The organism is Streptomyces cupreus (genome assembly GCF_014257025.1).
GTDB lineage: Bacteria > Actinomycetota > Actinomycetes > Streptomycetales > Streptomycetaceae > Streptomyces > Streptomyces cupreus.
In genome coordinates this window covers 305,512-326,414 of the sequence record NZ_JACMSF010000001.1, presented here as the reverse complement: position 1 = coordinate 326,414, position 20,903 = coordinate 305,512, and the positions used below count along the sequence as shown (strand labels likewise).

The following is a 20,903-nucleotide window of genomic DNA, read 5'->3' as shown; positions in this document are numbered from 1 at the left end:
CATCGCCAAGGGGGTTGCGTCCATGCTGCGGCAACTGCGGCCGGAGGGGCTCGGCTTCGTCGAGACCGCTCCGGTACGGCTCGTCTTCGCCCGGGAGATCTCCGCGCCGCCCGAAGAGGTCTTCACCGCCCTCGCGGGCGACGTGCCCGGCTGGGCGGAGTGGTTCTCGGCCGTGACCCGGGCCCGCGCCATCGAGGACACCAGCCTCGGACGCGACATCACCCTGCGCGGCGGAATCCGCTTCGTGGAACACGTCCTCGTGGCGAAGAGCCCCGAGGTGTACGCCTACAGCGTCGCCTCGACCAATGCGCCGGGCCTGCGCGCCCTGGTCGAGGAGTGGCGCCTCGCCCCGGCCGGGACGGGCACGCGCGTGCAGTGGACGTTCGCGGCGGACGGCTCGGCGCCCTTCCGTATGGTGCTCAAGGCCGTACGGCCCGGTCTCGGGCGGGCGTTCCGGGACGCGGTCACCGCACTGGACCGGCGGCTGGCGAAACACTGAGAGCCTGTGTCAGGACGGCCAGACGCCCGTCTCCAGCAGCGACTCGATCGCCTCCGTGTACGGCTGGATGTCCAGGCCCTGCTCGGCGAGCCAGGCGTCCGAGTAGTACTTGTCGAGGTACCGGTCGCCCGGGTCGCACAGCAGCGTCACCCCGCTGCCCTGCCGTCCCTCGGCCACCATCTCGGCGACGATCTTCAGTGCGCTCCACAGCCCGGTGCCGGTCGAGCCGCCCGCCTTGCGGCCGATGGCCTTCTCCAGCGCCCGCACGGCGGCCACGCTCGCCGCGTCCGGAACCTTCATCATGCGGTCGATCGCGCCGGGCACGAAGCTCGGCTCCATCCGCGGCCTGCCGATGCCCTCGATACGCGAGCCGCAGTCACACGTGACGTCCGGATCGCCGGTGGTCCAGCCCTCGAAGAAGCAGGAGTTCTCCGGATCGGCGACACAGATACGGGTGTCGTACTGCATGTAGTGCACGTAGCGGGCGATGGTCGCCGACGTACCGCCGGTGCCGGCCGTGGCGACGAACCACGCGGGCTCCGGATACCGCTCCAACTCCAGCTGCCGGAAGATCGATTCGGCGATGTTGTTGTTGCCGCGCCAGTCCGTGGCCCGTTCCGCGTAGGTGAACTGGTCCATGTAGTGGCCGCCGGTCTCCACCGCGAGGCGGGCGGACTCCTGGTACATCGTGCGCGGGTCGTCCACGAAGTGGCACTGCCCGCCGTGGAACTCGATGAGTCGGCACTTCTCGGCGCTCGTCGTGCGCGGCATGACGGCGATGAAGGGCACACCGATCAGCTTCGCGAAGTACGCCTCGGACACCGCCGTCGAACCGCTGGACGCCTCGATCACCGGGCACCCCGGCCGGATCCAGCCATTGCACAGGCCGTAGAGGAAGAGCGAGCGGGCCAGGCGATGCTTGAGGCTGCCCGTCGGGTGGGTCGACTCGTCCTTCAGATACAGGTCGATGCCCCACTTCTCCGGCAGCGGGAAGCGGAGCAGATGCGTGTCGGCCGAGCGGTTCGCGTCGGCCTGGACCTTGCGGACGGCCTCTTTCAGCCAGTTCCGATAAGTGACGTCGGTGTGATCGACATCGAGGGTTTCGCCGGTCCGGGTCTGCTGAGGGGTGCTCACGGCGGGCTCCTTACGCTTCGCGCCGACGGCGCCTCGCGCGGCCGACGCCCCGATCATAGACACCTTCCGCACGCTTCTCACCTGCATAAACACACCTTTGAGCGCCTCAAAGACCACCCTGGGGACGACGCTGCGCGGATCCATGGGGGCGCATTCGGACGAGTGCTCCGGCCCCGCGTGCCGAGGCCGCCGTACGCACTGGTGCTCGACGCCGGGTGCGGGCAGACTTCAGCGAGGGCGCACACTGGATCACGACACGAGCCGGACCTCGCCCACGGGGGCCCTTCGGTCCGGCTGACCGACACGCACAAGGGGGCGGGGCGGCATGACGGAGCCGGAGTTCACGGCGACGGGCGTGCGGATCGGGAAGCGGCTGCGCTCGCTCACCCGGGCCGGACAGGTCCGGATCAGCGGCGGTCGGCTCGAACTGCTCACGAGCTACGGCAGCGAGATCGACAGTGCGCCGGTGCAGGCCGTACGGGCGTCCAAACCCTGGTTCGCGCCGGACGACCGGGCGCTCGCGGACCTCAACGGCAAGCGGTACCTGCTGACCCTGGGCGACCACGACCCTGCGCCCGGCGAGCCCGGGCCGCCCGCGGCACGCCGGTTCATCGAGGCGGTACGGAAGGCTGCGGGGCGTAACCGCTGACGCACGGCGAGTTGCGGTACCGCACCCCCTGCGTCACTCTGGTCTCACGTCACTTAGGGTTTACCGGCGATAACGCTGCGAACCAGCCCGCCGGCCACCACAGCAGGCGGCCGTTGTACGCAGCCACCCTGCTGGATCGATCCGAATCCCGTGTTCTTCCGGACCTCAAGTCGGGGAGTCGCAGCCGTGATCAGTCACCCAAGCAGGCACTGCACGGTGGAGCTCCAAGCCCTGCCGTCGCGGATCGGCCAGGTCCGCAGAATCGTATCGGCGCAGTTGCGCTACTGGCATCTCGATCCCCTGATAGACCGAGCGGCGCTCGGTGTGACGGAGTTGCTCACCAACGTCCACCAGCACGCGCAGCCCGACAAGACGTGCACAGTGGAGATCGAACTGCTGCTCGACCGGCTCATGGTCTCCGTGCACGACCACGACCCACGTCTGCCGGTCGTGGAGGAGATCGACGACGTCGCACCCCTCGCCACCTGCGGGCGAGGCCTCGCGATGGTGGCCGCGGTCAGCGAGAGCTGGGGCGTGCGGCCGGACGGCGAGTCGGGCAAGGTCGTGTGGTTCACGCTGCCCACCCCGGCCGCTGCCAGGGCCGCGGCGGCGCGTCCGCCACGGCGGACGGTGCTGGACAAACCCGCCCACCGGTTCACGGACATCGGGCCGCGTGTCGACCTCCGCCGACCCGAACACGCTCCCGCCCGGTCGGCCGTTGTCGGCTGATCGGGCGGTGAGGGGGGCCGGGACCTTTGCCGGGGTGGGAGATCCGGCCGGTGGCCGGGGTTCGAGCTCGCTTGGTTGGCCTCTTGCCCCTTACTCCGTGGCTATTGCTCGCAGTACGTCCAGCCTTGCCGCTCGCTTTGCCGGGCGTAGGCCCGCCAGGGCTCCTGCCGTCAGGCCTACCAGGGCCACCACCAGGAGTTGCAGGGGTGGCATGGCGAACGCGAAGGCGCTGTCGCTCGCTCCGTCCGAGGCCTTCACCAGCACCCAGCCCAGGAACGCGCCCAGAGCCAGGCCACCTGTCGTGCCGAAGGCTGCCACCAGGACCGACTCCCAGCGGACCATCGCGCGCAGTTGCGAGCGGGTCTGGCCCACCGCCCTCAGAAGACCCAGTTCGCGGGTCCGCTCGTGGATGGCAAGGGTCAGCGTATTGGCAATGCCCAGAAGCGCGATGAGGACCGCCAGGGCGAGCAGGGCGTAGACGAGGGTGAGCATCATGTCTATGGCTCCTGCCGAGGACTGCGCGTACTCGTCTCGGGTCTGGACTTCCGGGTTGCCGTAGTCGGCTGCGGCCTTCTCCACTGCCGTCTTTCCGGCGTCCGTGCTGACGCCGTCCGCGAAGGACACGGCTACGAGGGTGTCGGCGTCCTGGGTGCGGTGCGGGGCCCAGGCGGATCGGGTGATGACGTAGTCGCCGGCGAGTTCGGACTGGCCGTAGACCGCGCGGACAGTGAAGGTCTGGGTACTGCCGTCGGTGAAGGTCAGGCGGGTCTTGTCGCCGGTGGTGAGGTGGTGCTTGTCGGCCTCCTTCTCGGTAATGGCGATGCCGGTCGTGCCCAGGTCGTTCAGGGAGCCGCGGATCTCGCCCAGGTCGAAGGTGCGTTCCAGGGCCGCCGGGTCGGTGACTGTCAGCGCGCGTCCCTTGCCGTCTACTTCGGCTACGCCCCGGCCCAGCCCTACTGCCGTGTCCACCTCGGGCAGGTCCTGGACCGCTTCGGCGAGGCGGGGGCTCAGGCCGCTGCCGCCCGCGCCGAACGACGGGGCGCTGACGGCTACGTCGCCCGCGAAGGAGCGGGACACGGTCTGGTCCATGGTCGCCTTGAGCGAGGCACCGAACACCGTGAACAGCGACACCACGGCCACGCCGATCATCAGGGCGCCGGCGGTCGCGGCCGTCCGCTTCGGGCTGCGCAGGGCGTTGCGGCGGGCCAGGCCGCCGGTGACGCCGCGGAGTCGGCCGAGGGGGCCGCCGAGGATTCGGATCGCGGTGGTGGAGGCGACCGGGCCGAGGACCACGAAGGCCGCCAGGGCCAGTACGGCGCCCAGGCCTGCCAGCCAGATGTTCGGGGAGACCAGGACCCCGTTCAGGGTGATCCCGACCGCGAGGGCCGCGAGGCCCAGGCCGGTGATGGCTCGGGCGCGGGAGGCTCCGGAGGTGTCCACGGCCGTCTCCCGGAGCGCGGCCAGGGGTGCGGTGCGTCCGGCGCGGACTGCGGGCAGGAGCGCGGAACCGAGGCAGACCACTACGCCGACGGCCAGCGGCAACGCCATCGATACGCCGCTGATCACCAAGTCGCCCTCGGGGAAGGGGAATCCGATCGCCGGGAAGAGTGCCTGAAGTCCGGCCGCGATGCCGATGCCTCCGGCCAGGCCCGCCAGGGACGCGGTGACGGCGACCGCGGTCGCCTCGACGAGGGTGGACGCCGTGACCTGGCGGCGGGAAGCGCCGAGGGCGCGCAACAGGGCGTTCTCGCGGGTGCGTTGGGCGACCACGATGGCGAAGGTGTTGTGGATGGAGAAGGTCGCGACGAGCAGGGCGACGCCGGAGAAGACCAGCAGGAAGGTGGTGAAGACACTCAGGAACTGGCCGGAGATCATGTCGGTGTTCTCCTCGGCCGACTCCTGGCCCGTGATGGCCTCGACTCCCTGCGGGAGGGCGGGAGTCAGGCGGTCCACCAGTTCCTGCTGGCTCACGCCGGGTCCTGCCCGTACAAGGATGGTCGCCGCCTCGCCGGGGCGGGCGGTGAGGTACTTCTCGGCGTCGGCGCGGGTCATGCCGGTGTAGGTCACCTGCGCCATGCCGTCCTCGCCGCCGAAGGTCGCGAGGCCGACAATGGTGACCTTCACCGGGTCGGGCGTGCGCAGTGTCGTCGTGTCGCCGATGCTCAGGTCGCCGCGCTCGGCGGTCCCCCGGTTGACGACGACCTCGCCGGACTTCTCCGGGGCGCGGCCCTCGTCCAGTCGGTACGCGTTGAGCTTCTCGTCGGTGATCCAGTTGCCGGCGAGGGTGGGCGGGCCCTGGCCGCCGATGGGGTCGCCGTCGCGGCCGACGAGCTGGCCGGCGCCCTCGATGCTGGGCTCGGCGGCTGCCACGCCCGGGACCTGCTCGACGGTGTCGGCGAGGTCGGCGGCGACCGGTTCGCGTACGCCCTCGCTCTCTCCGGGTGTGGTGATGGCGTCGGCGCTGCGGACCACGGCGTCGGTGCCGCTGGTCGCGTTGCCGAACATGTTGTCGAAGCTGGCGCGCAGGGTGTCGCCCATGACGAGCGTCCCGGCCAGGAACGCCACGCCGAGGAACACCGCGACGAACGTTCCGGCGAAGCGGCGCTTGTGGGCGCGCAGGGAGGACGCGCTCAGGCGGACGGAGGCGTTCATGAGGGCACCTCGAAGGCTTTCATGCGGTCCAGGACCTTGTCGGCGGTGGGCGCGGTCATACGGTCGACCAGGCGTCCGTCGGCGAGGAAGACGACCTCGTCGGCGTGGGCGGCGGCGACCGGGTCGTGGGTGACCATGACGACCGTGCGCTCGGTCTCGCGTGCGGCGCGGCCGAGGAGGCCGAGGACCTCGCCGCCGGAGCGGGAGTCGAGGTTGCCGGTCGGTTCGTCGGCGAAGACGACCTCGGGCCGCCCTGCGAACGCCCGGGCCACGGCGACGCGTTGCTGCTGGCCGCCGGAGAGCTCGGTGGGCCGATGGTGGAGCCGGTCGCGCAGGCCTACGACGTCGATCAGCGCGTCGATCCACTCCGGGTCGCCGCGGCGGCCCGCGAGGTCCAGCGGCAGGGTGATGTTCTCCGCGACGGTGAGCGTCGGCACCAGGTTGAACGCCTGGAACACGAAGCCGATGCGGTCGCGGCGCAGCAGGGTCAGGCGCCGGTCGTCCAGCCTGCCCAGTTCGGTGTCGCCGATGTGGGCGGCGCCCGAGGTGAGGGTGTCGAGGCCGGCGGCGCAGTGCATCAGGGTGGACTTGCCGGAGCCCGAGGGGCCCATGATCGCGGTGAAGCGGCCGGCCGGGAAGTCGACGCTCACCCCGTCCAGGGCCCTGACGGCGGTGTCGCCGCTGCCGTAGACCTTGACGGCGTCGACGACCCGGGCGGCCGTGCGGGCGAGGGTCGTGGTGGTCATGCCGCACCGCCCTTGCCGGTGCGGCCGAACTGCTCGTCCAGGACGGACAGTCGGCGCCAGTACTCGTCCTCGTCGATCTCACCGGAAGCGAAGCGGTGGCCCAGCACGGTGAGGGGCGAGTGGTCGTCGACGGTGGGCCTGCGGGGGCCGCCGCGGCCGTGCCGGACGGTACGGCGCAGCAGCGTGACGCCGCCGATCACGACGGCCGCCCAGATGAGGGGGAAGAACAGGATCCACGGGCCGGGCCCGCCGTCCGCGAAGTGCGCCAGGGTCTGCATCTCTGGTCATCTCCCGAGTCGGTTCGGATGGACTTCCGGTGATGCTTCGAGACTCGCCCTGGGGAGGGGTCCTGGTCGTCGTACGGGCAGCGGCAGTGCGTGTACCTCCCGGGGAGTAGGTGGGGCGTCTGTGGCTGCTCCCCGGATTCTGTAACTACTAGTATGTACAGTGTCGGTATGAGTACTCCGGAGCGGCTGATCGAGTCCACGCGCGAGTTGTTGTGGGAGCGCGGTTACGTCGGTACGAGCCCCAAGGCGATCCTGGAGCGTTCCGGTGCCGGGCAGGGCAGCATGTACCACCACTTCAAGGGCAAGCCCGATCTCGCCCTGGCCGCGATCCGGCGGACCGCCGAGGAGATGCGGGCCACCGCCGAGGCGGTACTGAGCTCGCCCGGAACGCCGTACCAGCGCATCGAGGCCTATCTGCGGCGCGAGCGCGATGTGCTGCGGGGTTGCCCGATCGGGCGGCTGACCATGGACCCGGAGATCGTCGCCAGCCAGGAGCTGCGCGCTCCGGTCGACGAGACCCTCGACTGGCTGCGCGAACGGCTCGCCGGGATCGTCGAGGAGGGCAAGGAACAGGGGCAGTTCGCGCCCGGCCTCGACGGCGAGGAGATCGCGGCGGCGATCGTCGCGACCGTCCAGGGCGGCTATGTGCTGGCCCGCGCGTCCGGTTCACCGGCCGCCTTCGACACCGGGGTGCGGGGGCTGCTCGCTCTGCTCCGTCCTACCGCCTAGGGGGTTCTGTGCACGCCATGCAGTACGAGATCACGCTGCCCGCCGACTACGACATGGGCGTCATCCGACGGCGTGTCGCCGAGCGGGGGCATCTGCTCGACCGCTGGGAGGGGCTCGGGCTGAAGGCCTACCTGATGCGGGAGCGGGGGGTGCACGGGTCGCCCATGAGCCAGTACGCGCCGTTCTACCTCTGGAACACCGTGGAGGGCATGAACTCCTTTCTGTGGGGCGGCGGTTTCCAGGGCATCTGTGACGACTTCGGGCGGCCGTCGGTGCGGGGGTGGACCGGGCTGGCCTACGAGGAGGGGCACGGATCCCGCGCGCGGACGGCGGTACGGCGACGGCAACCCGTGCCGGACGGCGTGCCGTTGGCCGAGGTCGTCGAGGAGGCGCTGAGCGAGGTGCGGCGGCTCGCGGCGCGGGAGGGGGCGGTGCTGGCGGCGGCCGGTGTGGACACCGGGGCCTGGGAGTTCGTGCACTTCTCGCTGTGGGAGCAGGACGCGCCCAAGGCCGAGGGGGACGTGTTCCAGGTGCTGCATCTGTCGACGCCCGAGCGGGATCGGCTGGCCCGGTGAGCTTCGTGCGGACCGCGCTCGGGATGAGGAGTCTTCCCGCGGCACGTGAGGAGCTCGCCGCCTGTCGGGCGAAGGGCGGGGGGACTGTTGTGCAGTGGACGCCGGGCTGCGTGGCAGGCTCGCCGAGGTCTTCGTCGCCGTACACCTGGAACTCGGCACCGGCTCTGGACGTACTGGACCTGCTGTGCGGGGAGTTGGGGATGCCTCCGCGGCGGGTGATCCTCGGGCACCTCAACCCGTCCCCCGATCTCGTGGAGCAGCGGCAGGCGGCTCAGGTCGGGTGTTATCTCGCCTTTGAGGGGCCGTCACGCGCGAACCATGATCGGCTTCTGCTCGGTGGTGACACGACCACCGCCTCGGCCCGCGGTGGCCCGGGGATGCCGTATCTGCTGCGCCCGGTGCGGCCGCGGCTGGAGCTCGCGGTGGGTGCGGAGCCGGTCCGGTGGATGCTGGTCGAGAATCCGGCCCGAGCCTTCGCCGTCCCGGCCCTGACCGTGGCCCGATCGTGTTGATCTTTGTCCCGCCGAACACTTTCGGCCACGCCCGGCGTGCGGAGGATGGAAGGCGACGGACGATGCCGAGGAAAGGCGCGGACATGGCCCTGGAGATGCGTGACCGCTGCGAGCGCTGTGAGGCGGCGGCCCTGCCGGCCGACGGGCCCGCCCGCATCTGCTCCTACGAGTGCACCTTCTGTGTGCCGTGCGGCGAGGCCATGCGGGATGTGTGCCCCAACTGCGGTGGCGAACTGGTCCCGAGGCCTCGCCGCGCCACTGCCCCGGCCTAGCCGGGTTCCGGCGTCAGATCCAGGTGGGGACGTGGCCTTCCGCGTAGCGGGCGCCGAAGCCGCCGTGGGGCAGGATCTCGTCGATGGCGGCGAGGTCGGCCTCGGTCAGGGTGAGGGCGGCGGCGCCGGCGTTCTCCTCGACGCGCTTCGGGCCTGTTTCGCGTGCCGGTCGTGCGGATTCGTTGATCACGCGGACCTGAACGGCTCCCGCAACATCCGTGCGCGTGCGTGGGAGTTGTGGCGACGCGGGGCCGAGTCGACGGCCCCAGCCCCACCACCGCGTCAGCGACGCGGGGCTGGACGCAAACCGGACCGCCCGGATCCCGCTCTCGACGGCCCGTTCGTGCTGCCGCACCGGGGGCTCGTCCGGGAGGCCGCCGACCGCTGGTTCCGGGCCCGGGGCACGGTGCCGGACGTGGCCTGCGAGCCGGACGGCCACGAGGGCCTGCTGACGCTGGTCGCGCTGGGCTGTGGCACGGGCGTCGTCCCCAGCCTCGTACTGGAGCACAGCGCGGTGCGCGACCGGCTGTCGGTGCTCCCCGCCGATCCGCCGCCGGAGGACTTCCCGATCGGGCTGTGCGTACGGCGGGCGGATCTGCGGCGGCCGTCGGTGGCGGCGCTGTGGAGCCTCACGGCCTCCCAGGGCAGTGGGCCGTCAGCGGAGAAGTAGCCGCCGGTCGGGCCGTCCGGCCCCAACCGGGCCCCTGAGCATCCGCGGGTTCACTGGTGGGTCAGCGCCCCCAGCGGATCGTCCAACACCGGCTGCCAGGCCAGTTCGGCGGCGCCCACCAGGCTGTTGTGGTCGAGCGTGCACGCCAGGATCGGGACGCCGCCGCTCTGCCCCCACAGGCTGCGGTCGGCGACCACCGCGCGAAGCCGGTCCGGGTCGGCGTCCAGCAGGGTGCGGTGCAGACCGCCGAGGATGATGCGGTCCGGGTTGAGGATGTTCACCAGTCCCGCGAGACCCAGGCCGAGCCGGTCGATCAGTGCCTGGGTGGCGGTGCGGACGGTCGCGTCGTCGTAGTGGTGCCGGATCAGGTCGTTGGCCTGCTGCAACAGGGACACCTCGGGGCCCGGGTCGCGGCCTGCCGCGGTGAGCAGGGCCAGCGGGTCCGCCTCGACGTCCAGGCAGCCGCGGCTGCCGCAGTGACAGGGACGGCCCTCGGGGTTGACGGTGAGGTGGCCGACCTCCAGGGCGAGCCCCGAACTGCCGGTGTGCAGCCGCCCGTCGAGCACCAGCGCGCCGCCCACGCCCCGGTGCCCGGTGGCCACGCACAGCAGGTCCCGGGCGCCGCGGCCGGCGCCGTGCCGGTGCTCGGCGAGCGCGGCGAGGTTGACGTCGTTGCCCGCGAACGCCGGTCCGGTGATCCCGGCGGCCCGTACGCACTCGGCGAAGATCCGGCGGACCGGCGCGCCCACGGCCCAGGCCAGGTGCAGGGGGTTCAGGGCGAGACCGTCGGGTTCGGCGACGGCGGACGGCACGGCGAGGCCCGCGCCCACGCAGCGCCGGCCGGTCGTGCGCAGCAGGTCCGCGCCCGCCTCGACGACGGAGCCGAGGACCTTCGCCGGGTCGGCGTCGACGGTCTCGCAGCCCGGCGCGGTGGCGACGATCCGCCCGCCGAGGCCCACCAGCGCGGCCCGGAAGCCGTCGGCGTGCACCTGGGCGGCCAGGACGACGGGGCCGTCCTCGGCGACCTCGAGGCGGTGCGAGGGGCGGCCCTGGGATCCGGCCGCCGCGCCGGGGCGGGCGTCGACCCGGATCAGCCCGAGGGCCTCCAGTTCGGCGGCGACCGCGCCGGCCGTGGCCCGGGTCACGCCGAGTTCGGCGGTGAGCACGGCCCGGGTGGGGGCGCGTCCGGTGTGCACGAGCTCCAGGGCGGGCCCGAGCGCGCCACGTCCCCGGTCCAACCGCGTCCTTGAGGTGGTCCCTTCCCCCGCCGGCCGGGGGTCAGCCTTGCCGCTCATGAGGGCGAGTCTCCCATGATCCGCAGGTGCGCCGGTCTACCGGCCACTGACTCTGAGCGTGACGTTCAACCTCCCGGTCAGCCCCAACTCGGCCGGTGCGGTGCCCGGGTACACCTTGGGCACCCCGTGATACGCGAGCCGCGACGGTCCCCCGAACACGAACAGATCCCCGCTGCGCAGCTCCACGTCGGTGTACGGCCGGGCCCGGCTCTCGGTGTTGCCGAAGCGGAACACGCAGGTGTCCCCGAGGCTCAGCGACACCACCGGGGCGTCCGACTGTTCGTCGCTGTCGCGGTGCATGCCCATGCGGGCGTCGGCGTCGTAGAAGTTGATCAGCGCGATGTCGTACGACGGTGTCTCCTCCCCCAGCGCGTCTCGCACCGCCTGACGGCCCAGCTCGCCGAGCCGGTCCGGGAAGGGCTTGACGGGGGCGCCGTCGCCGTCGACGACCGTGCGGGCGTAGCCGTACGGATACCAGTGCCAGCCCAGACAGACCTGCCGCGCGGTCATCGTGCCGCCGCCCGGGGTGTGGACCGTGCGCAGTCCGGCCGGCGGGCGGGCCCACTCCCGGCAGGCCGCCAGCAGCTCGCGCTGTCGGTCCGCGTCCAGCCAGTCCGGTAGGTGCACCGCGCCCGGCGCGATCTGCGCGCGGGGCCTCGGGAACAGCTCGGCGTCCATCCCTCCATCCTGCCCTGAGCTGCGGCTCCGCTAGCCTTGACACACGATGAACGACCGTATGACGACTCCGTGGGGCGAGGCCCTGCTGTCCCGTTTCCCGGAGGATCCGCGCGACCGGCTGCGTGCCTGGGACGCGTCCGACGAGTACCTCCTCAGGCATCTCGCGGACCAGGAGATCCCGCTGTCCGGCACGGTCGTGGTGGTCGGCGATCGCTGGGGCGCGCTGGTCACGGCGCTGGCGGCGCACCGGCCGACGCAGATCACCGACTCCCATCTCGCCCAGGAGGCGACGCGGGCGAACCTGGCCCGGGCCGGTGTCGAGCCCGGCGCGGTGCGGCTGCTGACCACGCAGGATCCGCCGCCCGAGCGGATCGATGTGCTGCTGGTGCGGGTCCCGAAGAGCCTGGCGCTGCTGGAGGACCAGCTGCTGCGGCTGGCGCCCTCCGTGCACGCGGACACGGTCGTGGTCGGCACCGGGATGGTGAAGGACATCCACACCTCGACGCTGAAGCTGTTCGAGCGGATCATCGGCCCGACCCGGACCTCCCTCGCCGAGAAGAAGGCGCGACTGATCTTCTGCACGCCGGATCCGGCGCTGGAGCGCGGCGCCAACCCGTGGCCGTACCGCTATGAGCTGCCGGACGGGATCGGTGTCGTCTCCGGCCGTACGGTCGTCAACCACGCGGGTGTCTTCTGCGCGGACCGGCTCGACATCGGCACCCGGTTCTTCCTGGCGCATCTGCCGAGCAGCCGGGGCAGCCGGCGGGTGGTGGACCTCGGTTGCGGCAACGGCGTGGTCGGTACGGCGGTGGCGCTGGGCAATCCGGAGGCGGAGGTGCTCTTCGTCGACGAGTCCTTCCAGGCGGTGGCGTCGGCCGAGGCGACGTACAAGGCCAACGGGGTGCCGGGGCACGCGGAGTTCCGGGTGGGTGACGGGCTGGCCGGGGTGCCGGCCGGCAGTGTCGACCTGGTGCTGAACAACCCGCCGTTCCACTCCCACCAGGCGACCACCGACGCGACGGCGTGGCGGATGTTCACCGGGGCGAAGCGAGCGCTGCGGCCGGGCGGCGAGCTGTGGGTGATCGGCAACCGTCATCTGGGCTACCACGTCAAGCTGCGCCGCCTGTTCGGGAACTGCCAACTGGTGTCCGGGGACCCGAAGTTCGTGGTGCTGAAGGCGGTCAAGCGTTAGTCAGGGTGCCGATGATTCCGGCCACCGCCCGCACCATCGCCTCCCTTCCGACGCTCAGGTACTTGCGTGAGTCCACCGCTTCCGGGTGCGCGGCCAGGTAGGTGCGGATGGCGCCGGTCATCGCGATGTTGAGCGCGGTGCCGATGTTGACCTTGGCGATGCCTCCGGCGACGGCCGCGGTGAGTTCGGCGTCCGGTACGCCCGAGGAACCGTGCAGGACGAGGGGGACGTCCAGGGTGGCGGCCAGACGTTTGAGGCGATCGTGGTCGAGGGTGGCGGTGCGGGTGGTCATGGCGTGCGCGCTGCCGATCGCGACGGCGAGTGCGTCCACGCCGGAGTCGGTGACGAAGGCGCGGGCCTGGGTGGGGTCGGTGCGGGCGCCGGGGGCGTGGGCGTCCAGGGCGGGCTGTCCGTCCTTGCCGCCGATCTGACCCAACTCGGCCTCGATCCAGAGCCCTTGGGCGTGCGCCCAGTCGGCGGCGGCCCGGGTCGCGGCGAGGTTCTGGGCGTAGGGCAGGCAGGCCGCGTCGTACATGACGGAGCTGAATCCGGCGCCGGGCGCCTGGCGCAGCAGGTCGTCGCTCTGGACGTGGTCGAGGTGCAACGCGACGGGTACGGCGGCGCGTTCGGCGGCGGCGACGGCGGCCCGGGCGAGCGGGAGGAGGCGGCCGTAGCGGAACCTGACGGCGTTCTCGCTGACTTGGAGGACGACGGGGGCCTCAGCGGACTCGGCGCCGGCGATGACGGCCTCGATGTGTTCGAGCGTGATGATGTTGAAGGCGGCGACGGCACAGCGCTCGGCGGCGGCTCGGGTGACGAGCTCGCCGGTGGTGACGAGGGGCACGGCTGGTCCTTCCGTGGGCGTCGGGACACCCGGCGGCGTCAGGGGGCGAGGATCACCGAGCGGGTGAGGTGGCGCGGACGGTCCGGGTCGAGGCCGCGGGCCTGGGCGACAGCGACCGCGAGGCGCTGGGCGCGGATCAGTTCGGCGAGCGGGTCGAGGGTGCCGGTCACCCAGCTGCCGCCGGCGGCGCGGACCTGTTCCTCCAGTCCCTCGGGCGGGTCGCCGAGCATCCAGGTCGCGGTGGAGTCGGTGGTGATGCTGATGGGGCCGTGCCGGTACTCCATCGCCGGGTAGGACTCGGTCCACGCCTGCGCGGCCTCGCGCATCTTCAGCGCGGCCTCGTGGGCGAGCCCGACGGTCCAGCCGCGCCCGAGGAAGGTGAACTGCGCGCAGTCGACGAGCCCTTCGTGCAGCGGGGCGGCCAGCGCGGCGTGGGCGTCGGTGACGACCGAGTCGGTGTGCAGGCCCAGGTGGGCGCGGAGCAGGGTGAGCGCGGTGGTCGCGAACCTCGTCTGCACGACGGAGCGTTCGTCGGCGTAGTCGAGGACGACGACATCGTCGGCGGCTGCCATGACGGGGGTCCCCGGGTCGGCGGTGATCGCGGTGGTGCGGGTGCGGTCCCTCAACTCCCCCAGCAGGGCCAGCACTTCGGTCGTGGTGCCGGAGCGGGTGAGGGCGACGACGCGGTCGTAGGAGCGCCCGTGCGGGAACTCCGAGGCGGCGAAGGCGTCGGTCTCGCCCTGGCCCGCGCCCTCGCGCAGGGCGGCGGCCGACTGCGCCATGAAGTACGAGGTGCCGCAGCCGACGATCGCGACGCGCTCCCCCGGCGTCGGCAGGGCCGCGCCGTGTGCCGTCGCCTGTGTCGCGGCCCGTGCCCAGCAGTCGGGCTGGCCGGCCAGCTCCTCCTCGACGTGGGTCATGCCCACCCCTCCCCTTGTTTGATTTTTCTTGCAAGATATAGCGAGCTTTCGAGCAGAATCAAGCATTCGAGGGAAGTGAGGGTGCGCTAGGGTCGCCGGGAGATCGAGGAACGGAGGTGCGGATGTCGCGCGACGCCCGCTGGAAGTCACTGCTGGAACTGCTTGTCGAGCGGGGCCGTCTCGATGTCGAGGAGGCGGCCGCCGAGCTGGCGGTCTCGGCCGCCACGATCCGCCGCGACTTCGACCAGCTGGCCGAGCAGCAGATGCTGGTGCGCACCCGGGGCGGCGCGGTCGTCCACGGCGTCTCCTACGAGCTGCCCCTGCGCTACAAGACCGCCCGGCACGCCTCGGAGAAGGAGCGCATCGCCAAGGCGGTGGCCGCGCTGGTCGCACCCGGCGAGGCGGTGGGCCTGACCGGCGGCACGACGACGACCGAGGTGGCCCGCGCGCTGGCCGTGCGCGGCGATCTGGCCTCCGGTTCGCCCGCGCTGACCGTGGTCACCAACGCGCTGAACATCGCCAACGAGCTCGCCGTACGGCCCCAGTTCAAGATTGTCGTGACCGGCGGGGTGGCGCGCCCGCAGTCGTACGAACTCATCGGGCCGCTCGCGGACGGGGTGCTCGGGCAGATCACCCTCGATGTGGCGGTGCTCGGTGTCGTGGCGTTCGACGTGGTGCACGGGGCGGCGGCCAACGACGAGGCGGAGGCGGCGATCAACCGGCTGCTGTGCGAGCGGGCGGGGCGGGTGATCGTCGCCGCGGACTCCAGCAAGCTGGGCCGGCGGGCGTTCGCCCGGATCTGCGCGGCCGACGCGGTGGACACGCTGGTCACGGACACGGCGGCCGGGTCCGACACGGTCCGGAGGTTCACTGAGGCGGGCATCGAGGTCGTCACGGTCTGACGCCGTTGCGCGCCCACGGGGCTGCTCTTTCCGCCTAGGCTGGTTCCGTGGCGGTGTCGGGGGCCAGGGAGGCTGCGATGAGCGGAACAGCACCGAGCGACCAGGAGGCCCCCGGGGCTTCGCGCTATCTGCCGATCGCCGAGCACGGCCTGATCGGCGATCTGCGCAGCGTGGCCCTGGTGGGGACCGACGGCACGATCGACTGGTACTGCTGCGCGGCGTTCGACGCGCCGAGCGTGTTCGCCGCGATCCTCGACGCCGAGCGCGGCGGGGCCTTCGAACTGGCGGCGGCGGTACCGGCACGGACCAAGCAGTTCTACTTCCCGGACACCAACGTCCTGATCACCCGCTTCTTCACCGAGGACGGCGTCGGTGAGGTGCAGGACTTCATGCCCGTCGACGGTGACTCGGTGGAGACCGAGCGGCATCGGCTGATCCGGCGTGTGCTGTGCGTGCGCGGCTCCATCCCGTTCCGCACGCGCGTGGCCCCGCGCTTCGACTACGGCACCCAGCCGCACTCCGTCCGGATGGATGGCGACGTGGCGGTCTTCGAGTCCGCCAAACTCTCGCTGGGGCTGACCGCGACGGTGCCCCTGGAGCCCGACGGCCTTGATGTGCGGGCCGACTTCAAGCTCGCCGAGGGCGAGTCGGCGGTGTTCGCGCTGGACCAGGTCGGCGGCGAGGTGACACCCCGCAGGTGCGCGAGGACCGAGGCGGAGGAGCAGTTCAGCACCACGGTCGCGTACTGGCGGCACTGGCTGTCCGCGTCCAAGTACCGGGGCCGCTGGCGGGAGATGGTGCACCGCTCGGCGCTCACCCTGAAGCTGCTGACGTACGCGCCCACCGGAGCGATCGTCGCCGCGCCGACGACCAGCCTGCCCGAGCAGATCGGCGGCGAGCGCAACTGGGACTACCGCTATGTGTGGGTGCGCGACGCCGCCTTCTGTGTCTACGCGCTGCTGCGTCTCGGCTTCACCGGTGAGGCCGAGGCGTTCATGAACTTCGTGACCCGGCACGTCAGTCCGGGCGACGGCAAGCCCTCGGGACCGTTGCAGATCATGTACGGCATCGACGGCCGCACCGATCTCACCGAGCGCGAACTCGACCATCTGGACGGCCATCAGGGATCCGCGCCGGTCCGCGTCGGCAACGCCGCCGCCGAACAGCTCCAACTCGACATCTACGGCGCCCTGATCGACTCGATCTATCTCTACGACAAGTGGGCCAAGCCCATCTCCAGCGACCAGTGGGACGATGTGTGCGCGCTGGTGGACTGGGTGTGCGAGCACTGGGACCAGCCGGACGAGGGCATCTGGGAGACCCGGGGCGGGCGCAAGAAGTTCCTGTACTCGCGCCTGATGTGCTGGGTGGCGATCGAGCGGGCGATCCGCATGGCCAACCGGCGTGGCCTGCCCGCCGACATCGTCCGCTGGCGCAACTGCCGGGACACCATCTACCGGCGCATCATGAGCCACGGCTGGTCGGAGTCCCGCCAGGCCTTCGTCCAGCACGAGGACGACGACGTGCTGGACGCGGCCGTACTGATGATGCCGCTGACGAAGTTCATCGCGCCGACGGATCCCAAGTGGCTGTCCACCCTGGACGCGTTGACCCAGGACCTGGTCTCCGACTCCCTGGTCTACCGCTACGACCCGATGGCCAGCCCCGACGGACTGCGCGGCGACGAGGGCACGTTCTCGATCTGCTCCTTCTGGTACGTCGAGGCCATGGTGCACGCCGGCCGCGTCGACGAGGCCCGCCTGGCCTTCGAGAAGATGCTCACCTACGCCAACCATCTGGGCCTGTACGCCGAGGAGATCAGCCACACCGGCGAGCAACAGGGCAACTTCCCCCAGGCGTTCACCCACCTCGCCCTGATCAGCGCCGCCTTCAATCTCGACCGGGCGCTCGGCTGACCTCAGTGGCCGTGAGCGGGTGCCTCCTCGTGCGAGGTGGCCTCCTCCGGCGCCGCTGTGACTCCGGTGCGGACCGTGAACGCCGCCGTGCGGACCACGCCGTCGTGCTTGAAGTCGAGGAACAGGCGGTACGTGCCGCTGCTCGGCGCGGTCGCGCCGAAGGAGACGGCCGGGCCGGGCTCGGTCTTGCCGTCGCCGGGTTCGCCGTTCGGGTGGACGTGCAGGTAGGCGAGGTCACCGGAGCGCAGTGCGACCAGGTGGCCGTAGGCGCCGAGGTAGGGCTGGAGGTCGGTGACGGGCTTGCCGTCGCGTGAGACGTTCAGCTTCAGTTCGCTTTCCGCGCCGGGGCGCAGGGTGCCGTCCAGGCGGACCTCGTAGCCGTCGACCTCGGCGGTGGCCTTCGGGGCCGGGAGGTTCCGGGGCTCGTACGGGCCGGAGGCGGCGAGGTCGGCGCCGAGGGTCAGGTTCTCGGCGCCCTTCCTCGCCGGGGTGAAGTCGGCGAAGACCCGGTAGCCGCCCGCGCGGGGCAGGTCGACGGGGGTGCTCCAGGTGCCGTCGGCGGCGCGGGTCGGGTGCAGATGGCGGTAGGTGACCAGGTCGCGCGAGGCCACGATGAGGTGGAGTTCCTTGTCGTGGTCGCGCTGGTAGGCGGTCACCGCGCGGCCGCTGTCGTCCCGTATGACGAAGCGCAGGTCGGCGCGGTCGCGGGCGGCGACGGTGGGGGTCTTCAGGTCGAGGGTGTAGCCGCCCTCGGAGATCTGCAGCCCGCCGGCCGCCGCCTGGTTCCCGCCGCCTCCCTCCGGGCTCGGGGAGGCCTCACTGTGGCTCTCGTGCCGTGCGGGCGCGGGGTCCTCCCCGACCGGTCCGACGCCCTTGCCCACGCCGTAGGCGGTGCCGAAGGTGGCGGCCAGGCCGGCGGCGAACGCGGTGATCTTGAGTCCGGCATTCATGACGATCTCCTCGGTCTCAGGTCTCTACGCCGCTCACCATACCCCTGGGGGGTATGAAGTCAAGCCCGGATCCCGCTTGCTTTCAATACCCCCCATGGGTATACATGGTGTCACCGGCCGGGATACCCCCGCCGGGTATGCGGAAGTCTATCCGGGAGGCACCTCATGTCCACGCAGACGATCACCACGTACGCCGTCTCCGGCATGTCCTGCGGCCACTGCAAGGCCACACTCACCAAGGTCATCGGGGAGCTGGACGGTGTGACCGGGGTCGAGGTCGATCTTGAGAAGGGTCAGGTCACCGTCAGCAGCAGCGCCGAGCCCAACGACACGCTCGTCGCCGAGGTCGTCGACGAGGCCGGCTACGAGCTGACCGGCCGAGCCTGATCCCCCGCACGCCCACACGAGGAGCAGACAGTGACCACCACGATCGACACAGAACTCACCATCGGCGGCATGACCTGCGCCTCGTGTGCGGCGCGCATCGAGAAGAAGCTCAACCGCATGGACGGCGTCACCGCCACCGTCAACTACGCCACCGAGAAGGCGAAGGTCAGTTACGGCGGTGGCGTCTCGGTCGACGATCTGATCGCGACCGTCGAGGCGACCGGGTACACCGCCCAAGTACCCACGCCCGAACCCGAGACGGCGCCCGAGCAGGACGAACTCCGGCCGCTGCGAGAACGGTTGACCACCGCTGTCGTCCTGGCCGTCCCGGTCATCGCGATGGCCATGATTCCGGCCCTGCAGTTCGAGTACTGGCAGTGGCTGTCCCTCACCCTGGCGGCGCCCGTCGTGACCTACGCCGCCTGGCCGTTCCACAAGGCCGCGTTCACCAACGCGCGGCACGGCGCGGCCACCATGGACACACTGATCTCGGTCGGCACCTCGGCCGCGTTCCTGTGGTCGCTGTGGGCGCTGTTCTTCGGCACCGCGGGCGAGCCGGGCATGACGCACCCCTTCGAGCTGACCATCTCCCGCAGCGACGGCTCCGGGAACATCTATCTGGAGGCGGCTGCCGGGGTCACCGCCTTCATCCTGGCCGGGCGGTACTTCGAGGCCCGTTCCAAGCGCACGGCGGGCGCGGCGCTGAAGGCGCTGCTGGAGCTGGGCGCGAAGGACGTCACGCTGATCGGTCCCGACGGCAGCGAACGGACCGTCCCGGTCGGCGAGTTGAAGGTCGGCGACCGCTTCCTCGTCCGTCCCGGCGAGAAGATCGCCACCGACGGAACCGTCGTCGAGGGCTCGTCCGCGGTGGACGCCTCGATGCTCACCGGCGAGTCGGCGCCGGTCGAGGTCGGCGTGGGTGACCCGGTCACCGGCGCCACGATCAACGCGGGCGGACGCCTCGTCGTCGAGGCCACCCGGGTCGGCGCCGACACCCAGCTGTCCCGGATGGCCAAGCTGGTGGAGGACGCGCAGAACGGCAAGGCGGCCGCGCAGCGGCTCGCCGACCGGATCTCGGCCGTCTTCGTGCCGATCGTGATCGCCCTCGCGCTGGGCACCCTCGGCTTCTGGCTCGGCAGCGGCGCCGGTGTGGCCGCCGCCTTCACCGCGGCGGTCGCCGTACTGATCATCGCCTGCCCCTGCGCCCTCGGCCTCGCCACCCCGACCGCGCTGATGGTCGGCACCGGGCGCGGCGCCCAGCTCGGCATCCTGATCAAGGGCCCGGAGGTGCTGGAGAACACCCGCAAGGTCGACACCGTCGTCCTCGACAAGACCGGTACCGTCACCACCGGCCGGATGACACTGCTGGCGGTGCACACGGCCGACAACGCCGACGAGGCCGAAGTCCTGCGTCTTGCGGGTGCGTTGGAGCACTCCTCCGAGCACCCGATCGCCCGTGCCGTCGCGGACGGCGCCCTGGAGAAGCTGGGCACGCTGCCCGTACCGGAGGACTTCGCGAACGTGCCGGGACTCGGGGTGCAGGGCATAGTCGACGGGCACGCGGTTCTGGTGGGCCGCGAGCGGCTGCTGGCGGAGTGGGCCATGGAGCTGCCCGCGGAGCTGGCGCGGGCCAAGTCCGAGGCCGAGGCGGGCGGTCGTACCGCCATCGCCGTGGCCTGGGACGGTGAGGCGCGGGCGGTCCTGGAGGTCGCCGACGCCGTGAAGGAGACCAGCGCCGAGGCCATCGGCCGGCTGCGGGCGCTCGGTCTGACGCCGATGCTGCTCACCGGCGACAACCGGGCCGTGGCCGAGTCCGTGGCACGGCAGGTGGGCATCGCACCCGAGCACGTCATCGCCGAGGTGCTGCCGCAGGACAAGGTCGACGTCGTCAAGCGGCTCCAGGGCGAGGGGCGTTCGGTGGCGATGGTCGGCGACGGCGTCAACGACGCGGCCGCGCTGGCCCAGGCCGACCTCGGTCTGGCGATGGGCACGGGGACGGACGCCGCGATCGAGGCCGGTGACCTGACCCTGGTCCGCGGCGACCTGCGAGCCGCGGCGGACGCCATCCGGCTGGCCCGCCGCACCCTCGGCACCATCCGCTCCAACCTGTTCTGGGCCTTCGCCTACAACGTGGCCGCCCTGCCGCTCGCCGCGGCCGGACTGCTCTACCCGATGCTCGCCGGAGCGGCCATGGCCTTCTCCTCGGTCTTCGTGGTCGGCAACTCGCTGCGGCTGCGCTCCTTCCGGGCCACGGCCTGACGACGAAAGCCGACGCCCTCCGCCTCATCGGGCGGAGGGCGCTTCAGCGTTCGTCCAGCATTCACTTCTGGGCTGTTGAGCGCTTCTGCCGTAGAAATAGCGTCGT

Annotated in this window: 22 protein-coding genes and 1 pseudogene; 13 read left to right on the top strand and 10 right to left on the bottom strand. The window is 71.6% G+C overall.

What is annotated here, in order from left to right; translation table 11 throughout:
• The first annotated feature begins 22 nt into the window (after nt 1-22).
• The gene (locus H4N64_RS01415) at nt 23-499 is read left to right on the top strand and encodes an SRPBCC family protein (RefSeq protein ID WP_186280098.1); all 477 of its coding nucleotides are present in this window, start codon (nt 23-25) and stop codon (nt 497-499) included.
• Nucleotides 500-508: 9 nt separating this feature from the next.
• Here the strand turns inward: H4N64_RS01415 and cds1 are convergent, their stop codons facing one another.
• Nucleotides 509-1,633 carry an L-cysteine desulfhydrase Cds1 gene (gene cds1 / locus H4N64_RS01410; RefSeq protein WP_186280097.1) on the bottom strand — a complete coding sequence of 375 codons (1,125 nt, stop codon included), beginning with the start codon at nt 1,631-1,633 and terminating at the stop codon, nt 509-511.
• Between the two features lie 325 nt (nt 1,634-1,958).
• Here cds1 and H4N64_RS01405 point away from each other — a divergent pair, with 325 nt between their 5' ends.
• Both H4N64_RS01405 and H4N64_RS01400 read left to right on the top strand, forming a co-directional pair.
• On the top strand, nt 1,959-2,282 hold the full coding sequence (locus H4N64_RS01405; RefSeq protein ID WP_186280095.1) for a hypothetical protein: 324 nt from the start codon (nt 1,959-1,961) through the stop codon (nt 2,280-2,282).
• Between the two features lie 186 nt (nt 2,283-2,468).
• Entirely contained in the window at nt 2,469-3,011 is a 543-nt protein-coding gene (locus H4N64_RS01400; protein WP_186280093.1) for an ATP-binding protein, read from the top strand.
• Nucleotides 3,012-3,101: 90 nt separating this feature from the next.
• On the opposite strand, the gene H4N64_RS01395 is transcribed toward H4N64_RS01400, so the two are convergent.
• Genes H4N64_RS01395 through H4N64_RS01385 form a run of 3 tightly spaced genes read right to left on the bottom strand, consistent with a single transcriptional unit; the run spans nt 3,102 to nt 6,687 of the window.
• On the bottom strand, nt 3,102-5,663 hold the full coding sequence (locus H4N64_RS01395) for an ABC transporter permease (RefSeq protein WP_186280091.1): 2,562 nt from the start codon (nt 5,661-5,663) through the stop codon (nt 3,102-3,104).
• On the bottom strand, nt 5,660-6,409 hold the full coding sequence (locus tag H4N64_RS01390; protein ID WP_186280089.1) for an ABC transporter ATP-binding protein: 750 nt from the start codon (nt 6,407-6,409) through the stop codon (nt 5,660-5,662). Before H4N64_RS01390 ends, H4N64_RS01395 begins: the two co-directional genes overlap by 4 nt.
• Nucleotides 6,406-6,687, bottom strand: a complete 282-nt coding sequence (locus H4N64_RS01385) for an SHOCT domain-containing protein (RefSeq protein WP_186280087.1) — start codon at nt 6,685-6,687, stop codon at nt 6,406-6,408. The genes H4N64_RS01390 and H4N64_RS01385 overlap by 4 nt, the downstream gene beginning before the upstream one ends.
• A gap of 162 nt (nt 6,688-6,849) precedes the next feature.
• Here H4N64_RS01385 and H4N64_RS01380 point away from each other — a divergent pair, with 162 nt between their 5' ends.
• The 4 genes and pseudogenes from H4N64_RS01380 (at nt 6,850) to H4N64_RS01365 (ending at nt 8,784) form a co-directional block, all read left to right on the top strand.
• Complete coding sequence (locus tag H4N64_RS01380) at nt 6,850-7,425, top strand: TetR/AcrR family transcriptional regulator (RefSeq protein ID WP_186280085.1); 576 nt, start codon at nt 6,850-6,852, stop codon at nt 7,423-7,425.
• A gap of 8 nt (nt 7,426-7,433) precedes the next feature.
• On the top strand, nt 7,434-8,000 hold the full coding sequence (locus tag H4N64_RS01375; RefSeq protein ID WP_186280083.1) for a DUF4865 family protein: 567 nt from the start codon (nt 7,434-7,436) through the stop codon (nt 7,998-8,000).
• A 133-nt stretch (nt 8,001-8,133) separates the two neighbouring features.
• Nucleotides 8,134-8,512, top strand: a pseudogene (locus tag H4N64_RS01370) (phosphotriesterase family protein); the annotation flags it as partial.
• A gap of 83 nt (nt 8,513-8,595) precedes the next feature.
• Entirely contained in the window at nt 8,596-8,784 is a 189-nt protein-coding gene (locus H4N64_RS01365) for a DUF1272 domain-containing protein (protein WP_186280255.1), read from the top strand.
• A gap of 13 nt (nt 8,785-8,797) precedes the next feature.
• Here the strand turns inward: H4N64_RS01365 and H4N64_RS46295 are convergent, their stop codons facing one another.
• Nucleotides 8,798-8,974 (bottom strand): hypothetical protein, encoded by a 177-nt coding sequence (locus H4N64_RS46295; RefSeq protein ID WP_336246611.1) that lies wholly within the window; start codon nt 8,972-8,974, stop codon nt 8,798-8,800.
• Nucleotides 8,975-9,019: 45 nt separating this feature from the next.
• Between H4N64_RS46295 and H4N64_RS46290 the strand changes: the two genes are divergently transcribed.
• Nucleotides 9,020-9,454 (top strand): LysR substrate-binding domain-containing protein, encoded by a 435-nt coding sequence (locus H4N64_RS46290; RefSeq protein ID WP_336246610.1) that lies wholly within the window; start codon nt 9,020-9,022, stop codon nt 9,452-9,454.
• Between the two features lie 50 nt (nt 9,455-9,504).
• Here H4N64_RS46290 and H4N64_RS01350 read toward each other — a convergent pair whose 3' ends face one another.
• Together H4N64_RS01350 and H4N64_RS01345 are read right to left on the bottom strand one after the other, a co-directional pair.
• Nucleotides 9,505-10,749, bottom strand: a complete 1,245-nt coding sequence (locus H4N64_RS01350; RefSeq protein WP_186280081.1) for an ROK family protein — start codon at nt 10,747-10,749, stop codon at nt 9,505-9,507.
• Nucleotides 10,750-10,785: 36 nt separating this feature from the next.
• A complete protein-coding gene (locus H4N64_RS01345) occupies nt 10,786-11,427 on the bottom strand; it encodes an alpha-ketoglutarate-dependent dioxygenase AlkB family protein (RefSeq protein WP_186280079.1) in 642 nt (213 codons plus the stop codon).
• Between the two features lie 58 nt (nt 11,428-11,485).
• Here H4N64_RS01345 and H4N64_RS01340 point away from each other — a divergent pair, with 58 nt between their 5' ends.
• Nucleotides 11,486-12,619, top strand: a complete 1,134-nt coding sequence (locus tag H4N64_RS01340; protein ID WP_186280077.1) for a methyltransferase — start codon at nt 11,486-11,488, stop codon at nt 12,617-12,619.
• Here the strand turns inward: H4N64_RS01340 and H4N64_RS01335 are convergent.
• Both H4N64_RS01335 and H4N64_RS01330 read right to left on the bottom strand, forming a co-directional pair.
• A complete protein-coding gene (locus H4N64_RS01335; RefSeq protein ID WP_186280075.1) occupies nt 12,609-13,463 on the bottom strand; it encodes a ketose-bisphosphate aldolase in 855 nt (284 codons plus the stop codon). The two genes, H4N64_RS01340 and H4N64_RS01335, sit on opposite strands and share 11 nt — an antisense overlap.
• A 38-nt stretch (nt 13,464-13,501) precedes the next feature.
• Nucleotides 13,502-14,383 (bottom strand): SIS domain-containing protein, encoded by an 882-nt coding sequence (locus tag H4N64_RS01330; protein ID WP_186280073.1) that lies wholly within the window; start codon nt 14,381-14,383, stop codon nt 13,502-13,504.
• Between the two features lie 122 nt (nt 14,384-14,505).
• Between H4N64_RS01330 and H4N64_RS01325 the strand changes: the two genes are divergently transcribed.
• Both H4N64_RS01325 and H4N64_RS01320 read left to right on the top strand, forming a co-directional pair.
• Nucleotides 14,506-15,285: a DeoR/GlpR family DNA-binding transcription regulator gene (locus H4N64_RS01325; RefSeq protein WP_186280071.1), complete on the top strand. Its 780-nt coding sequence runs from the start codon at nt 14,506-14,508 to the stop codon at nt 15,283-15,285.
• A gap of 77 nt (nt 15,286-15,362) precedes the next feature.
• The gene (locus tag H4N64_RS01320; protein ID WP_186280069.1) at nt 15,363-17,201 is read left to right on the top strand and encodes a glycoside hydrolase family 15 protein; all 1,839 of its coding nucleotides are present in this window, start codon (nt 15,363-15,365) and stop codon (nt 17,199-17,201) included.
• 2 nt (nt 17,202-17,203) lie between these two features.
• Here the strand turns inward: H4N64_RS01320 and H4N64_RS01315 are convergent, their stop codons facing one another.
• Nucleotides 17,204-18,151 carry a hypothetical protein gene (locus tag H4N64_RS01315; RefSeq protein ID WP_186280067.1) on the bottom strand — a complete coding sequence of 316 codons (948 nt, stop codon included), beginning with the start codon at nt 18,149-18,151 and terminating at the stop codon, nt 17,204-17,206.
• A 165-nt stretch (nt 18,152-18,316) separates the two neighbouring features.
• Between H4N64_RS01315 and H4N64_RS01310 the strand changes: the two genes are divergently transcribed.
• Together H4N64_RS01310 and H4N64_RS01305 are read left to right on the top strand one after the other, a co-directional pair.
• The gene (locus H4N64_RS01310; RefSeq protein ID WP_186280065.1) at nt 18,317-18,538 is read left to right on the top strand and encodes a heavy-metal-associated domain-containing protein; all 222 of its coding nucleotides are present in this window, start codon (nt 18,317-18,319) and stop codon (nt 18,536-18,538) included.
• Nucleotides 18,539-18,568: 30 nt separating this feature from the next.
• Nucleotides 18,569-20,797 (top strand): heavy metal translocating P-type ATPase, encoded by a 2,229-nt coding sequence (locus H4N64_RS01305; RefSeq protein WP_336246609.1) that lies wholly within the window; start codon nt 18,569-18,571, stop codon nt 20,795-20,797.
• The last annotated feature ends 106 nt before the right edge of the window (nt 20,798-20,903 follow it).

Coding starts and splice junctions, on each gene's coding strand:
- H4N64_RS01415 (WP_186280098.1), top strand. CDS start 23: ATGCTGCGGCAACTGCGGCCGGAGGGGCTCGGCTTCGTCGAGACCGCT.
- H4N64_RS01340 (WP_186280077.1), top strand. CDS start 11,486: ATGACGACTCCGTGGGGCGAGGCCCTGCTGTCCCGTTTCCCGGAGGAT.
- H4N64_RS01330 (WP_186280073.1), bottom strand. CDS start 14,383: ATGACCCACGTCGAGGAGGAGCTGGCCGGCCAGCCCGACTGCTGGGCA.
- H4N64_RS01380 (WP_186280085.1), top strand. CDS start 6,850: ATGTACAGTGTCGGTATGAGTACTCCGGAGCGGCTGATCGAGTCCACG.
- H4N64_RS01385 (WP_186280087.1), bottom strand. CDS start 6,687: ATGCAGACCCTGGCGCACTTCGCGGACGGCGGGCCCGGCCCGTGGATC.
- H4N64_RS01315 (WP_186280067.1), bottom strand. CDS start 18,151: ATGAATGCCGGACTCAAGATCACCGCGTTCGCCGCCGGCCTGGCCGCC.
- H4N64_RS01320 (WP_186280069.1), top strand. CDS start 15,363: ATGAGCGGAACAGCACCGAGCGACCAGGAGGCCCCCGGGGCTTCGCGC.
- H4N64_RS01390 (WP_186280089.1), bottom strand. CDS start 6,409: ATGACCACCACGACCCTCGCCCGCACGGCCGCCCGGGTCGTCGACGCC.
- H4N64_RS01310 (WP_186280065.1), top strand. CDS start 18,317: ATGTCCACGCAGACGATCACCACGTACGCCGTCTCCGGCATGTCCTGC.
- H4N64_RS01345 (WP_186280079.1), bottom strand. CDS start 11,427: ATGGACGCCGAGCTGTTCCCGAGGCCCCGCGCGCAGATCGCGCCGGGC.
- H4N64_RS01405 (WP_186280095.1), top strand. CDS start 1,959: ATGACGGAGCCGGAGTTCACGGCGACGGGCGTGCGGATCGGGAAGCGG.
- H4N64_RS01350 (WP_186280081.1), bottom strand. CDS start 10,749: ATGAGCGGCAAGGCTGACCCCCGGCCGGCGGGGGAAGGGACCACCTCA.
- H4N64_RS01365 (WP_186280255.1), top strand. CDS start 8,596: ATGGCCCTGGAGATGCGTGACCGCTGCGAGCGCTGTGAGGCGGCGGCC.
- H4N64_RS01325 (WP_186280071.1), top strand. CDS start 14,506: ATGTCGCGCGACGCCCGCTGGAAGTCACTGCTGGAACTGCTTGTCGAG.
- H4N64_RS01395 (WP_186280091.1), bottom strand. CDS start 5,663: ATGAACGCCTCCGTCCGCCTGAGCGCGTCCTCCCTGCGCGCCCACAAG.